9 protein-coding genes are annotated in these 13,320 nt (G+C 61.2%); 6 read left to right on the top strand and 3 right to left on the bottom strand.

The window, feature by feature from the left end; translation table 11 throughout:
* Positions 1–158: 158 nt before the first annotated feature.
* Entirely contained in the window at positions 159–293 is a 135-nt protein-coding gene (rpmH, locus tag HY019_RS01155) for a 50S ribosomal protein L34 (RefSeq protein WP_035037398.1), read from the bottom strand.
* A 349-nt stretch (positions 294–642) separates the two neighbouring features.
* On the opposite strand from rpmH, the gene dnaA reads away from it, so the two are divergent.
* The 4 genes from dnaA to HY019_RS01175 all read left to right on the top strand — a co-directional run bounded on the left by dnaA (position 643) and on the right by HY019_RS01175 (position 6,071).
* Positions 643–2,232, top strand: a complete 1,590-nt coding sequence (gene dnaA / locus HY019_RS01160) for a chromosomal replication initiator protein DnaA (RefSeq protein WP_290687685.1) — start codon at positions 643–645, stop codon at positions 2,230–2,232.
* A 603-nt stretch (positions 2,233–2,835) separates the two neighbouring features.
* Positions 2,836–3,978 (top strand): DNA polymerase III subunit beta, encoded by a 1,143-nt coding sequence (dnaN, locus tag HY019_RS01165; protein WP_290687687.1) that lies wholly within the window; start codon positions 2,836–2,838, stop codon positions 3,976–3,978.
* Positions 3,979–4,065: 87 nt separating this feature from the next.
* A complete protein-coding gene (locus HY019_RS01170; protein ID WP_290687688.1) occupies positions 4,066–5,025 on the top strand; it encodes a PEP-CTERM sorting domain-containing protein in 960 nt (319 codons plus the stop codon).
* Between the two features lie 101 nt (positions 5,026–5,126).
* The gene (locus tag HY019_RS01175; protein ID WP_290687690.1) at positions 5,127–6,071 is read left to right on the top strand and encodes a PEP-CTERM sorting domain-containing protein; all 945 of its coding nucleotides are present in this window, start codon (positions 5,127–5,129) and stop codon (positions 6,069–6,071) included.
* Here HY019_RS01175 and HY019_RS01180 read toward each other — a convergent pair.
* Complete coding sequence (locus tag HY019_RS01180) at positions 6,059–7,081, bottom strand: GGDEF domain-containing protein (protein ID WP_290687691.1); 1,023 nt, start codon at positions 7,079–7,081, stop codon at positions 6,059–6,061. The two genes, HY019_RS01175 and HY019_RS01180, sit on opposite strands and share 13 nt — an antisense overlap.
* Before the next feature lie 292 nt (positions 7,082–7,373).
* Between HY019_RS01180 and gyrB the strand changes: the two genes are divergently transcribed.
* On the top strand, positions 7,374–9,902 hold the full coding sequence (gene gyrB, locus HY019_RS01185) for a DNA topoisomerase (ATP-hydrolyzing) subunit B (RefSeq protein WP_290687692.1): 2,529 nt from the start codon (positions 7,374–7,376) through the stop codon (positions 9,900–9,902).
* On the opposite strand, the gene rtcR is transcribed toward gyrB, so the two are convergent.
* Positions 9,899–11,512, bottom strand: a complete 1,614-nt coding sequence (rtcR, locus tag HY019_RS01190; RefSeq protein WP_290687693.1) for an RNA repair transcriptional activator RtcR — start codon at positions 11,510–11,512, stop codon at positions 9,899–9,901. The two genes, gyrB and rtcR, sit on opposite strands and share 4 nt — an antisense overlap.
* 206 nt (positions 11,513–11,718) lie before the next feature.
* On the opposite strand from rtcR, the gene HY019_RS01195 reads away from it, so the two are divergent.
* The gene (locus HY019_RS01195; RefSeq protein WP_290687694.1) at positions 11,719–13,293 is read left to right on the top strand and encodes a VWA domain-containing protein; all 1,575 of its coding nucleotides are present in this window, start codon (positions 11,719–11,721) and stop codon (positions 13,291–13,293) included.
* Positions 13,294–13,320 lie beyond the last annotated feature (27 nt).

Consider the following 13,320-nt stretch of genomic DNA (forward strand, 5'->3'; position numbering starts at 1 on the left):
AAGTCGAAACAAAGCCGGGCACGAAAGAACTTCGCCCGGCTTCATTCATGCCAGCACCGGATGGATCAGCTGATGCACACCCAGGCTGGACCACAGCCGACCGCCACGCACCAAGGCCTGAGCCGGGGCGCACGCAGCCAGCTTTTTGCTGGCCTGCCTTACAGGGCCAGACGCTTGCGGCCCTTGGCGCGGCGGGCGTTGATGACCTTGCGGCCACCCTTGGTCTTCATGCGCACCAGGAAACCATGGGTACGGGCGCGGCGGGTCTTGGAAGGTTGGTAAGTGCGTTTCATGATGGTCCTTCATGAGGCCCGCAACCCTGGTGCTGTGCACAAAGCTTGCCGCGGCTCATTCTTGTGTTTGTCTACCTGTTGATGCAATTGCCAACAGGGCCCCGGCTTCTCAAAAAACTCTCTGAAAGCCGGGCAATCGGTTGAACATCCGGCACACAACCGGACGAACCCGCGATTACAACAGCTTTTAGTGCATCGGTCAATGCCCCTTGAATCAAGGGGCCGCCCAAGTGAGCCCTGGGGCCCTTTTCTACACCAATTCACGCTGGGTAGAAATCTGTGGATAACCTGTCAATTTCAGGCCCCAACGCGCTTAGAATTCGCCTCCCAAGGAAGGACTTGTCCACAAATGAGCGCCGCCGAATTGCCTGCATCCAGCCGTCCACTGGCTGCAGACGCCGCCGTTTCCCCGCACGACACCGCCAGCCTGTGGCAGCGCGCCTGTGAGCGCCTGGCCATGGAACTGCCCGAGCAACAGTTCAACACCTGGATCCGCCCCCTGCCGCCCGCCGATGTCGGCCTGGCCGATGGCGTGACCTCGGTCTGCGTGCGCGTGCCCAACCGCTTCATGCTGGACTGGATCCGCACGCAGTACAGCGCCCGCCTGGAAGGCATCCTCACCGAGTTGCAAGGTGGCGAGGTCCGCATGGACATCGCCCTGGCACCCCGTGCGGCCATGCCCGCACCGACCCAACCCCTGCGCCCACCCGGCATGGCCATGCCCAGCCGCGCGCTGCCGCCCAATGCCCAAGCCGGGCAAGCCGCACAAACAGGACAAGGTGCCTACGCCGCACCAGCCCAGCCCTACGCCCAGCCAGTGGCTTATCCACAGAACGGCGTGATGGGTGGCCCTGGCGTGGTCAACCTGCCGCAGCACCAGGCCAGTGAAGCGCCCCACCGCGCGCGCAGCCAGCCCCAGGTCATGGGTCTGAACCCCGCCCTGACGTTTGACAACCTCGTGCCCGGCCGCGCCAACCAGATGGCCCGCACCGCCGCGCTGCACGTGGCTGGCGCGCCCGGCCAGATGTACAACCCGCTGTTCATCTACGGCGGCGTCGGCCTGGGCAAGACCCACTTGATGAACGCCGTCGGCAATGCCCTGCTGGCCGACAAGCCCGATGCGCGCATCCTCTACCTGCACGCCGAGCAGTTCATCTCCGACGTGGTCAAGAACTACCAGCGCAAAACGTTCGACGAGCTCAAGGCCAAGTACCACCAGCTTGATCTGCTGCTGATCGACGATGTGCAGTTCTTCGCCGGCAAGGACCGCACGCAGGAGGAGTTCTTCAACGCGTTCGAGGCCCTGCTGGCCAAGAAGGCGCACATCATCATGACCAGCGACACCTATCCCAAGGGCCTGGCCAACATCGATGAACGCCTGACCTCGCGCTTTGACTCCGGCCTGACGGTGGCCATCGAGCCGCCCGAGCTGGAAATGCGCGTGGCGATCCTGATCAAGAAGGCCGCGCTGGAAGCCATCGACATGCCCGAGGACGTCGCCTTCTTCGTAGCCAAGAACGTGCGCGCCAACGTGCGTGAACTCGAAGGCGCGCTGCGCAAGGTGCTAGCCTTTGCCAAGTTCAGCCACAAGGAGATCACGATCGCCCTGGCGCGTGAAGCCTTGAAGGACCTGCTGTCCATCCAGAACCGCCAGATCAGCGTCGAGAACATCCAGAAGACGGTGGCCGACTTCTACAAGATCAAGGTCGCCGACATGTACAGCAAGAAGCGCCCGGCCTCGATCGCCCGCCCGCGCCAGATTGCCATGTACCTGGCCAAGGAGCTGACACAAAAGAGCCTGCCCGAGATCGGCGAGCTCTTTGGTGGCCGTGACCACACCACGGTGCTGCACGCGGTGCGCAAGATCATGGGCGAGCGCGGCAAGGATTCCGAGCTCAACCAGCAGTTGCACGTGCTGGAGCAGACGCTCAAAGGCTGACCTGGCACCCACCGGGGCAACCCGATCAAAAGGAGGCTGTTCAAGCCTCCTTTTTTTCGCTTGGCCTTTAAAGCGCCTGATTTCTCTTCACATACCTGTATTCCTTTTTAAAGGTCGTAGTCGTAGTAGAGGGCGCCTTTTGCTGTGGACAAGTGCATTTCCTTCAATGCCCTCAGGCATTTAGCGCAAGGACAAGCCTGTGGATGGCCAGCCTGTTCACCTTGGGGACAACAGACAACAACTTCCCAAAACGGCCCCGCCTTGTGGATAAAGGGCCGCTTGTCCTTTTTTTGTTCACAGGGTTGTCCGAGGGCTCCAGGCGGCTTTCAGTGGCTTTGGGGTGGCCTTGATGCCCTCTTGACCCCCTCTGCCAGCGCCCCGCCACCTTGTCAAGTAACAAGCTTGTGGACAAAAAAAGGACAAGTACCGGCTTGTCCACAGGCCCTCGGGTATTTCCAAAGTTGTTGTCTGTTGGCCCCATGACGAACCGCGGTACGATCCACAGGCTTGTACGAGGGCTAAATCCTTGATGGATCAGGACAAAATAGCGTTGTTCACAGAAAAGGTCGTCCTCTACTACAACGACTAATTTGAAAGACTAAGATGATTGTGTTGAAAGCAGCCCAAGAAAAAGTTCTTGCCGCCCTGCAATCCGTGGCCGGTATCGTCGAGAGACGCCACACCTTGCCCATCTTGGCCAACGTGTTGATGAAGAAGACGGGCAGTCAACTCGAACTCATCACCAGCGACCTGGAAATCCAGATCCGCACCACTGCGCAACTCGACGGTGACGAAGGCGACTACGCCACCACCGTGGGCGCCAAAAAGCTCGGTGACATCCTCAAGAGCCTGCCTTCCGACCAGATCGTCTCGCTCACGGCCAACCAGAACAAGCTGACGCTGCAAGGTGGCAAGAGCCGCTTCACGCTGCAGACCTTGCCTGCGGAAGACTTCCCTCTGGTGCAAGAGGCTGCTGACTTCGGCCCCGCTTTCAGCGTCCCGCAAAAGACCTTGAAGATGCTGATCGGCCAGGTGCACTTCTCCATGGCCGTGCACGACATCCGCTACTACCTCAATGGCATCCTGTTCGTGGCCGAAGGCAACAGCCTGACCCTGGTGGCCACCGACGGCCACCGCCTCGCGCTGGCCCAGGCCACGCTGGACGTGGACATGCCCAAGCAGGAAGTCATCCTGCCGCGCAAGACGGTGCTGGAGCTGCAGCGCCTGCTCAAGGACGACAGCAAGGGCAAGGAAGGCACCAATGGAAATGACAGCGAACAGCTCATCGAGATGCGCTTTGCCGGCAACCAGGCCAAGTTCACCTTTGGCGGCCTGGAGTTCGTGACCAAGCTGGTCGAGGGCAAGTTCCCCGACTACAACCGCGTCATCCCCAAGAACCACAAGAATCACATCACCCTGGGCCGCACCACCTTGCTGGCCTCGCTGCAACGTGCGGCCATCCTCACGTCCGAAAAGTTCAAGGGCGTGCGCATGAACTTCGCGCCCGGCGTGCTGGGCATTGCCTCGAGCAACGCCGAGCAGGAAGAAGCCAAAGAAGAACTCGAAATCGACTACGGTGGCGACAGCTTCGAGATCGGTTTCAACGTGGGCTACCTGATGGACGTGCTGGCCAACATGAGCCAGGACATGGTGACCGTGTCCCTGCAGGACTCCAACAGCTCGGCGCTGATCACCAACCCCGAGTTCGAAGGCTTCAAGTACGTGGTGATGCCGATGCGCATCTGACGTCCGTCAGGCATCCAAACAGGGGGTGTCAAACAAGGCGTGTTTGACTATCCTCCGTGCACACGACATAAACACGGAGGAGATCTCATGATCCAACGCTTTGCCCTGCCCGTTCTTCTGGCATCCCTGGCCATCATGACGTCAACGGCCTCTGCGGCCGATGCGATCGCATCGGGTTCCGCGTCGGTCACCGGCCTGTCCTACCACCTGATCGACCTGGATCCCAACGATGGGGTCGCACCTTCGATCACCTTCAACGACAGCTATGTGGGTATCGCGGCTGTCACCAGCGCGTGGGCCAACAACATTGCCCCCGTAGGCGAGTGGGTGCGCACGCCAGGCGATTTGTTTACCTCGGCCCCAGCCAGCTTGGTGTCATCGGGTGGCAACGTCACGGGCAGCTACAACACGGACAGCGCGGCCATCAACACGAGCTTGCGTGGGCAGGAGCTCAATGCCATGGCGACGCGCTTCGGTGGGGATGGCTATAGCGTCACCGTGACCGCTGCTTCAGGCATGTTCTATGGCAAGGATGAGTTCCCTGACTATCCGGGCGTGTTGATCGCTTATAACCCTGGGCAGTCGGCATTCACCTTGTCGGCCAACACGGCCTTGGTCGTTGATGGCCAGTGGCATGTGAATGCGGGCCTGGACCTGAGCCAGTTGGCGCCCGGCGCGTTTCTGGACAGCATCCAGGCCAATGCCTGGAACGCTTACTTTGTCAACCATGTGGCGGCGGGTGTTGCCCTGGCACTCGATGGCGTGGACTCCGTTTTTGCCTACAACTCCGTTCAGTACAGCCAAACCCTGGATGGCAATGGCCCGGGTGAATTGTTCACGCAACGGGATGCTGACCAGTCCGATGCGCCCTTCAGCGTGCAAATCAACAATGCCAGTGCGTCCTCGGTCAACGGCATGCTGGTCCTGGGTGCGGAAGCCGACTACACCGTTTCGGTGGCCGTGCCGGAACCAGGTACCTGGGCCTTGATGGGCTTGGGTCTGGTGGGCATCGGGGCGGTGGCGCGCCGCGGTCGGGATTTGGCCTGACGGGCCTCAAGCGCGCTCGTCGAGCTTGAGCATCACCGACAGCAGCATGGCGCGCGCGGGCAAGGTATGACAGTCTTATACGAATCACAGGGAATCAAAGTATGAACAAGATCATTTGCCGCATGGCAGGTGTGGCGGGTGTATTGGCGCTTGTCACTCAAGCGGCATGGGCCGAGGCAGCACCCGTTCAGGCAAGCGTGAACCTGACCAACCTCAGCTACAAGCTGACCGATCTCAGTACAACCGATGGCGTGAAGCCCAACCTGACGTCTTTGCCTGAGTCAAATTTCTGGACGTATGCGATACCGGACGAGTCCCAGTCGATTTTTTCGGATAGTTCGGACCGCCAGGCTGGTAATCAATTTGATAGCTCCTCGGCCAGTGTCGCCTTGTCGAATGGACAAGGCAGTGCCGCCAAGAATGGCAATGCTCAACATGCCGATACCTTGTTGACGACCGGTGCATTGACCTCCTTGAGGAGTGTTCAGGGCTATTCCCTCAAAGGCCAGTCCGGCGTGTCCACCGAGGGGTATTTCACGCTCAGTGCGCACAGCAAGTTGGTCATATCGGGTGACCTCATCCTGACAACGCGGATCGACTCAGCTGCCATCAGTGCCCTGCCTGCCAATTCGGACGGGCGAACCTTGACCGTCAATAGCGCCGCGAGCTTTGTGGTGTTGCTCAGCACCGATGCAGGTACTCAGCTTGCATCGGATGCCAGCAAGGTGACAGCAGACCAGTTCAAGACGTATCAACAGTGGCTCTGGGCTGACACCGCATATCAATCTTTCAATGCGTCGGGCGCGGGCGTCTTGTCCGCCAGCAACAATGTGCCCGGCGGGAAGATTCAATTGGAAATCACCAATAACTCCAATGCCCAGATTGCCTTCAGTTTGAACAGCTATTCCTATGGGCAGGTGTCCACAACAACCGCGTTGCCCGAGCCAGGAACCTGGGCGCTGATGGGCCTGGGCCTGCTGGGTGTGGTTGCTGCCGCAGGTAAGCGTCGCCGTTTCGGGCCAGACACGGCCTGTCAGGCGTCTTGAAGCGCAGGCTCATCCACCTGGGGCTGTGACGCAATCTGGTTGAGGCCCGCAGCCCGGGCCGTTTGCAGGGCTGATTCAACCCGCGCCAGGGTGATGTCAACAGATTCGCTCTGGCAGAAGGTGGTGACGCCGATGGAGACGCTCACCTTGAGCAAGGCGTCATTTTCCTTGCTCTCTCCCTTGGTCTTCACCGTCAACTGCGCGATCTGTTCGCGCATGCGCCCGGCCTTGATCAAGGCGCCTTCCAGCGCGGTGTTGGGCATGATCAGCAGGAAGGTCTCTTCGCCGTAGCGCCCGAACACATCGGCAGCACGCAGCTTGCCGTTGATGTCCGAGGCGATGGCCCGCAAGACCGCATCACCCGCCTCGTAGCCATGTTGCTGGTTGACCTGCCTGAAGTGGTCGATGTCCAGCAGCGCGATGCTGAACACGCCCTTGGCCCGCGTCTGACGGGCGGCCTCGCGTGACAAGGTCTCGAACAGGTGGGGCCGGCTGAACACGCCCGTGAGGGCATCGCGGTTGACCAGGCAGCGGGCGTCGTCCAGCTCGGCCTGCAGCGTGGCCACGGTTTGCTGCAGGGCCTCGTGATGACGCCGCAGCCTTTCCTGCTGAAGGTGTTGCGCATACCAGTGGCCAGCCAGCAGGGGTGCCGTGGCGAGCAACAGGAATATGCCTTGCACCTGCCCCTCCTCCAGCAGCGAGGTGGCGATCAAAGGCGGTGCGATGCAGGCCACGAGCAGCGAGGTGGTCAACACCGCATCGCGCCGTGTCAGCCTGGCGTCGAGCATCGCCAGCAACATGAAGGCGCTGTGGATCAGCACCCCGGTGGCCACGTACATCGCCAGCACATACCAGGGCAGCCATTGCTGCAGCCAGGCCAGCGCCACCACGGCGCTGCTGGCCAGGTAGGCCACAAAGGACAGGCCGATGCGCTGTTGGTGCCCGGCCAGCGCCTGGTTGAGGGTCGGGGCTGGTGCGTCCTCACCAGCGCATGTGATCGCTTGTTCCATCAACGGCGGCTTGGTTGGTCTTGCTGCCGTTATAGGGCAGACCTGCCCGGGCCTGCATCACGGGCTGGCCCAAAGTGTGCAATGGTGCGCAGGGCTGCAGCGCACGTGCGCACGTGGGCGGACGAGCCCTGGCTCGCCCGGTGTGGGGTCAGGGTTGTGCCCAGCCTGGGCTGGCCAGGTCGCCCTTGTCACGAGGAGTAGAATAAGGGTCCCGCATTGTCAAATGCTCGGGGCCCTTTTCCTTTTTCGGAACCACATCGCTGGTCCAACCTTAACCAAGCGCTTGTAACCCATGACCGACGCCATCAACCCCGATCAACAGCCCGAACAGCAGCCTGAGCAACCCGCGCCGCAGACCGAGGCCCAGATCGCGGCCGGTTATGGCGAAGGCAGCATCCAGATCCTCGAAGGTCTGGAAGCCGTGCGCAAGCGCCCGGGCATGTACATCGGCGACACGTCCGATGGCACCGGTCTGCACCACCTCGTGTTCGAAGTGGTCGACAACTCCATCGACGAAGCGCTGGCTGGCCACTGTGATGACATCGTCGTCACCATCCACTCCGACAACTCGATCTCGGTGACCGACAACGGCCGCGGCATCCCCACCGGCGTGAAGATGGACGACAAGCACGAGCCCAAGCGCTCGGCTGCTGAAATCGCCCTGACCGAGTTGCACGCCGGCGGCAAGTTCAACCAGAACAGCTACAAGGTGTCCGGCGGCCTGCACGGCGTGGGCGTGTCCTGCTGGCTGCGCCTGACGGTGCGCCGCGAAGGCAAGGCCCACCACATCGAATTCCGCAAGGGCATCCCGCAAGACCGCGTGATCGAGATCCGCGATGGCTTCGAGACCAGCCCGATGAAGATCATCGGTGACACCGACAAGCGCGGCACCGAAGTGCACTTCTTGCCCGACACGGACATCTTTGCCCAGAACAACGAGTTCCACTACGACATCCTGGCCAAGCGCCTGCGCGAGCTGAGCTTCCTGAACAACGGCGTCAAGATCCGTCTGGTCGACGAGCGCAACAACAAGGAAGACAACTTCGCCTACGCCGGTGGCGTCAAGGGTTTCGTGGAGTTCATCAACAAGGGCAAGACCACCCTGAACCCCAACATCTTCCATGCCCAGGGCGACAAGGTGTCCGAACACGGCACCAACGTGGGCGTGGAAGTGGCCATGCAGTGGAACGAGAGCTACAACGAGAACGTGCTCTGCTTCACCAACAACATCCCCCAGCGTGACGGCGGCACCCACCTGACCGGCCTGCGCGCCGCGATGACCCGCGTCATCAACAAGTACATCGACGACAACGAGCTGGCCAAGAAGGCCAAGGTTGAAATCGCCGGTGACGACATGCGCGAAGGCCTGGCCTGCGTGGTCTCCGTCAAGGTGCCCGAGCCCAAGTTCTCCAGCCAGACCAAGGACAAGCTGGTCTCCAGCGAAGTGCGCGCCCCGGTGGAAGACATCGTGGGCCGCCTGCTGACCGACTGGCTGCTGGAGAACCCGATCGACGCCAAGATCATCTGCGGCAAGATCGTGGAAGCCGCCCGTGCCCGTGAAGCGGCCCGCAAAGCCCGCGACATGACGCGCCGCAAGGGCGTGCTGGACGGCCTGGGCCTGCCCGGCAAGCTGGCCGACTGCCAGGAAAAAGACCCCGCCCTGTGCGAGATCTACATCGTGGAGGGTGACTCCGCCGGTGGCTCTGCCAAGCAGGGCCGTGACCGCAAGTTCCAGGCGATCCTGCCCCTGCGCGGCAAGATCCTGAACGTTGAAAAAGCCCGCTACGAAAAGCTGCTGACCAGCAACGAAATCCTCACGCTGATCACGGCCCTGGGTACCGGCATCGGCCGTGGCGCCGGTGGCGACGACTTCAACCCGGACAAGCTGCGCTACCACCGCATCATCATCATGACCGACGCCGACGTGGACGGCGCGCACATCCGTACTCTGCTGCTGACCTTCTTCTTCCGCCAGATGCCCGAGCTGTGCGAGCGTGGTCACATCTACATCGCCCAGCCGCCGCTGTACAAGGTCAAGCACGGCAAGCACGAGCAATACCTCAAGGACTCGCACGCGCTGGACGAGTACCTGATGAAGGTGGCCCTGGATGGCGCCGTGGTCGAGCCCGGTGCCGGCAAGCCCGCCATCAGCGGTGAAGCCCTGACCGAGCTGGCCAAGGCCTACGTGACCGCCAACAGCGTGGTCGAACGCCTGGGCAACTGGATGGACATCGAAGCCCTGCGCGCGATCGCCAATGGCCTCACCCTGAACCTCGACACCCTGGCCGATGCCGAAGCCAGTGCCGTGGCCATGAAGGCCGCGCTGCACAACGCCGAAGTCACAGCCGAGTTCGATGCCCGCACGGACAAACACATCCTGCGCATCAGCCGCATTTACCACGGCAACACCAAGTACAGCATCATCAATCCCGACTTCGTGCACGGTGCCGACTACGAAGCCCTGAGCAAGGCCGGCCTGACCTTCAAGGGCCTGCTGACCGACGAAGCCGTGGTGCGCCGCGGTGAAGGCGAAAAGGCCAAGGACTGCAAGGTGGTGGACTTCCGCGCCGCCATGGCCTGGTTGATCCAGCAGGCCGAAAACGCCGTGGGCCGCCAGCGCTACAAGGGCCTGGGCGAAATGAACCCCGAGCAGCTGTGGGAAACCACCATGGACCCGAACGTGCGCCGCCTGCTGCGCGTGCAGATCGAAGACGCCATCGAGGCGGACAAGGTCTTCACGATGTTGATGGGTGATGAGGTTGAGCCGCGTCGGGATTTCATTGAGACGAATGCCTTGAGGGCGGCGAACATCGACGTTTAAACCTTGTCAGCCGCCGCGGTAATCTCATCCCAAGTCAGGCCGAACTTGAGCAGGTACTTGCGCAGCCTATCGGCGTCATTGACAACGGAGCGCTGGGTGCGTGACTGATCAAACAGCCTGCGGCCCGCGTCAGATAGTGTTTGCGATTCCCGGCACACCCGAACCACCGCTTCGAGTTGCAGGCGGTCAAAAAAGTCCAGCTTGCCGGCCACATCGGCTGGTAGCAGAGCGTCGAGGTCGACGTCCCGCGCCTGAGCCTGCTCAGTAGGTTGCCAAAGCCATTGCAAGCGCTGGATTTCCGCATCAACCAAGCCTGTCGAGATTCGCCCCCCATCGGCCAGCGTTGCCATGCGTGTCACGCTGGCAGACAGGTCTCGGAAGTTGCCACTCCAAAGCGCCTCCTTCGACTTGGCGAACTGGAGGTAGCGCGACTTGGCTTCGGCATTAAAGCGAACGGCTTGGCCCACCTCTGCGGTTGCCCGCGCCAAAAGGTGATCCACATTAGGCTCGATGTCTTCTGGGCGTTGCGCCAGGCCGGGCAGCGTGTAGGCCCAGAGGTTGATACGCGCGAACAGGTCTTCCCGAAAGCGTCCCTGTGCTACGTCGATCCGCAGGTCACGGTTGGTGCCTGCGATCAACTGGAAATCGCTGCTGACCTCGCGGTCGCTGCCCATGGGCAGGAAGCGCTTTTCCTCTACGGCCTTGAGCAGCATGGCTTGCTCGTCCAGCCCCAACTCGCCAATCTCGTCGAGAAATAGCACGCCTTGGTGCGCCGTGCGCAGCAAGCCCGCACGGTCGGTTGCCGCGCCTGTGAAGGCACCTTTCTTGTGACCAAAGAGCGTTGATGCCGCGCCGTCGCCGCGCAGCGTGGCGCAGTTCACCTCGACGAAGTCGCCCTGCACCTGGTGCCGTGACTTCTTGAGTTCGTACATGCGCCTTGCCAGATGTGACTTGCCCGCGCCGGTGGGGCCGGTCAGCAAGATGGGCGCTTGCGAGCGAACAGCGACGCGCTCGATTTCCTCGATGAGGGCGTTGAAGCGCTTGTTGCGGGTGGGGATGCCGCTCTTCAAGAACTCCAGGGCTTCGGCATGCGCCTGGCTGAAACGTTGGGCCAGCACGTCGTAGCGTGACAGGTCCAGGTCAATCAAGGTGTAGCTGCCTGGATTGCCCCTCTCCTGCTTCTTAGGTGGCGCGGTTTGCAGCAGCAGGCCTGGAATGAAGCGCGACTCCACCATCAGGAACATGCAGATTTGCGCCACGTGCGTGCCGGTGGTGATGTGAGCCCAGTATTGCTCGTGGCTTGGATCGAACCGGTAGCTGCGAGCCCAGTCATAGAGCGCCGCGTACATCTCGCCGAAGTCCCATGGGTTTTCGACATCCATGGGAATCAGATTCACGGTCGTGTCGGGCGACACATTGGCGATATCGCGCACCAAGGTCTGGGCCAAGGCCTCGTACTTGGTAGCGTAGAGCAGCTCCAGCCGATCAATCAGTGTGTCTTCATGCTGGACCAGAGAAATCGTGGGCCGCCACTTCTCCCAGCGGCCAGCCCCCTGCCCAGAGTCGAGTTGGGTGCCCATGAACCCAATGACCACGTTCTTCTTTGCCATATCTGTATAGCTAATTAACTAGCTCATATTCTAGTTTATTGGCCTGATTTGATGCTTGGAATTTTGCAGCATACAGCCAGATAGAAGAATTTATCTATGTAAATCAATGACTTAATAAACATGATGCTGATGGCGGCATGAGCTGGCACGTCCATTGCGAATAGAAAGGCACAAACAAGATGTTGAATGCAAAAAAGGAGAACCCTATGGTCAACACAACGCTTTTCCAAACGCTCAAGGGCGCCCTGCTGCCCGCTGCCACGGCACGCAATGCCGAGCAAGCACCGGCCTACGCTTTCAGCGCCAAGCATCAGCTGGCGCAGCTCGCAGCCACGGGCTGCCTGAGCCGCACGTTCTACGCGAACGCTGAAGACCAGCTTGACCAGGTTGTGGCGCTGACCAAGGAACTGGATGCATCCTTTGTGGCCAAGACGGCGATCTACGGTCGCGAGTCTGGGCACATGAAGGACATGCCCGCCCTGCTGGCTGCCAGTCTGGCTGTGCGTGATGTCGTCCTGTTGAGCCAGGTGTTCTCTCGTGTGATCGACAACGGCAAGATGCTGCGCAACTTCGTGCAGATTCTGCGTAGCGGCGCCGTGGGCCGAAAGTCCCTGGGTACTCGTCCTAAGAAGCTGGTGCAGCACTGGCTGCTGACGGCTTCCGAGAAGCAGTTGCTCAACGCGGCTGTGGGCAACACGCCTTCGTTGGCCGATGTGGTCAAGATGGTTCACCCCAAGCCTGCAGAGGCCTGGCGTGCAGCGTGGTTCGCATGGCTGATCGGCAAACCGGTCGATGAGGCGGCACTGCCGCCCATCACCCAGGCATTCGAGCGCTTCAAGCGCGAGAGCGCCCAAGGCGTGGCCACCGAGGTGCCGGACGTGCCGTTCCAGATGCTGACCGCGCTGGAGCTGACTTCAACCCAGTGGGCGCAAATCGCTCGCTCGGGCTCCTGGCAGATGGTGCGTCAAAACCTGAACACCTTTGCACGACATGGCGTGTTCGCCATCCCCGGCATGGCCGAGGTGGTTGCGACCAAGCTGAATGACGCGCAAGCCGTGGCGAAGGCTCGGGTGATGCCCTACCAGTTGATGGCGGCCTTCAAGGCAACGGGTGATGCTGTGCCTGTGGTGGTTCGCGAAGCGCTGCAAGATGCGATGGAACTCTCGCTGGCCAATGTGCCCAGCCTGGACGGCCGTGTGGTGGTCTGCCCGGACGTGTCGGGGTCGATGAGCTCTGCGGTCACTGGCTATCGTGGTTCGGCCACGTCCAGCGTGCGTTGCATTGACCTCGCTGCCCTGGTGGCTGCGGCAGTGCTTCGCAAGAATCAGCGGGCACGTGTGCTGCCGTTCGAGCAGGATGTGGTGAAGCTGTCGCTGAACGCTCGTGACTCGGTCATGACCAACGCGCAGGCGCTGGCCAAGATCGGTGGCGGTGGGACCAACTGCAGCGCGCCTCTGGCTCTTTTGAACCAGGAGCGCGCCATGGTGGACCTGGTGATCCTGGTCTCGGACAACGAGTCCTGGGTTGATGCCAACCGGCGCGGTGCGACGCAGACCATGCGCGAGTGGGAAGTGCTGAAGCAGCGCAACCCGGCTGCGCGTCTGGTGTGCATCGACATACAGCCGACCTCGACCACGCAGGCGGCGGAGCGCCATGACATCTTGAATGTCGGCGGCTTCTCGGATGCGGTGTTCACGATGGTGGCGAACTTTGCCCAAGGCAAGATGGACGCCGAGCACTGGGTGGGTGAGATCGAGAAGGTCTCGCTGGCCCCGCAGTAAGTAGAAAGAAGGATGAAGCAGTAAGGG

The organism is Aquabacterium sp. (assembly GCF_016195855.1).
Lineage (GTDB): Bacteria > Pseudomonadota > Gammaproteobacteria > Burkholderiales > Burkholderiaceae_C > Aquabacterium.

Excerpts from the sequence above, each read along its gene's own strand:
- HY019_RS01180 (WP_290687691.1), bottom strand. The coding sequence starts at position 7,081 with ATGGAACAAGCGATCACATGCGCTGGTGAGGACGCACCAGCCCCGACC.
- dnaA (WP_290687685.1), top strand. The coding sequence starts at position 643 with ATGAGCGCCGCCGAATTGCCTGCATCCAGCCGTCCACTGGCTGCAGAC.
- rpmH (WP_035037398.1), bottom strand. The coding sequence starts at position 293 with ATGAAACGCACTTACCAACCTTCCAAGACCCGCCGCGCCCGTACCCAT.
- gyrB (WP_290687692.1), top strand. The coding sequence starts at position 7,374 with ATGACCGACGCCATCAACCCCGATCAACAGCCCGAACAGCAGCCTGAG.
- HY019_RS01170 (WP_290687688.1), top strand. The coding sequence starts at position 4,066 with ATGATCCAACGCTTTGCCCTGCCCGTTCTTCTGGCATCCCTGGCCATC.
- HY019_RS01195 (WP_290687694.1), top strand. The coding sequence starts at position 11,719 with ATGGTCAACACAACGCTTTTCCAAACGCTCAAGGGCGCCCTGCTGCCC.
- dnaN (WP_290687687.1), top strand. The coding sequence starts at position 2,836 with ATGATTGTGTTGAAAGCAGCCCAAGAAAAAGTTCTTGCCGCCCTGCAA.
- rtcR (WP_290687693.1), bottom strand. The coding sequence starts at position 11,512 with ATGGCAAAGAAGAACGTGGTCATTGGGTTCATGGGCACCCAACTCGAC.
- HY019_RS01175 (WP_290687690.1), top strand. The coding sequence starts at position 5,127 with ATGAACAAGATCATTTGCCGCATGGCAGGTGTGGCGGGTGTATTGGCG.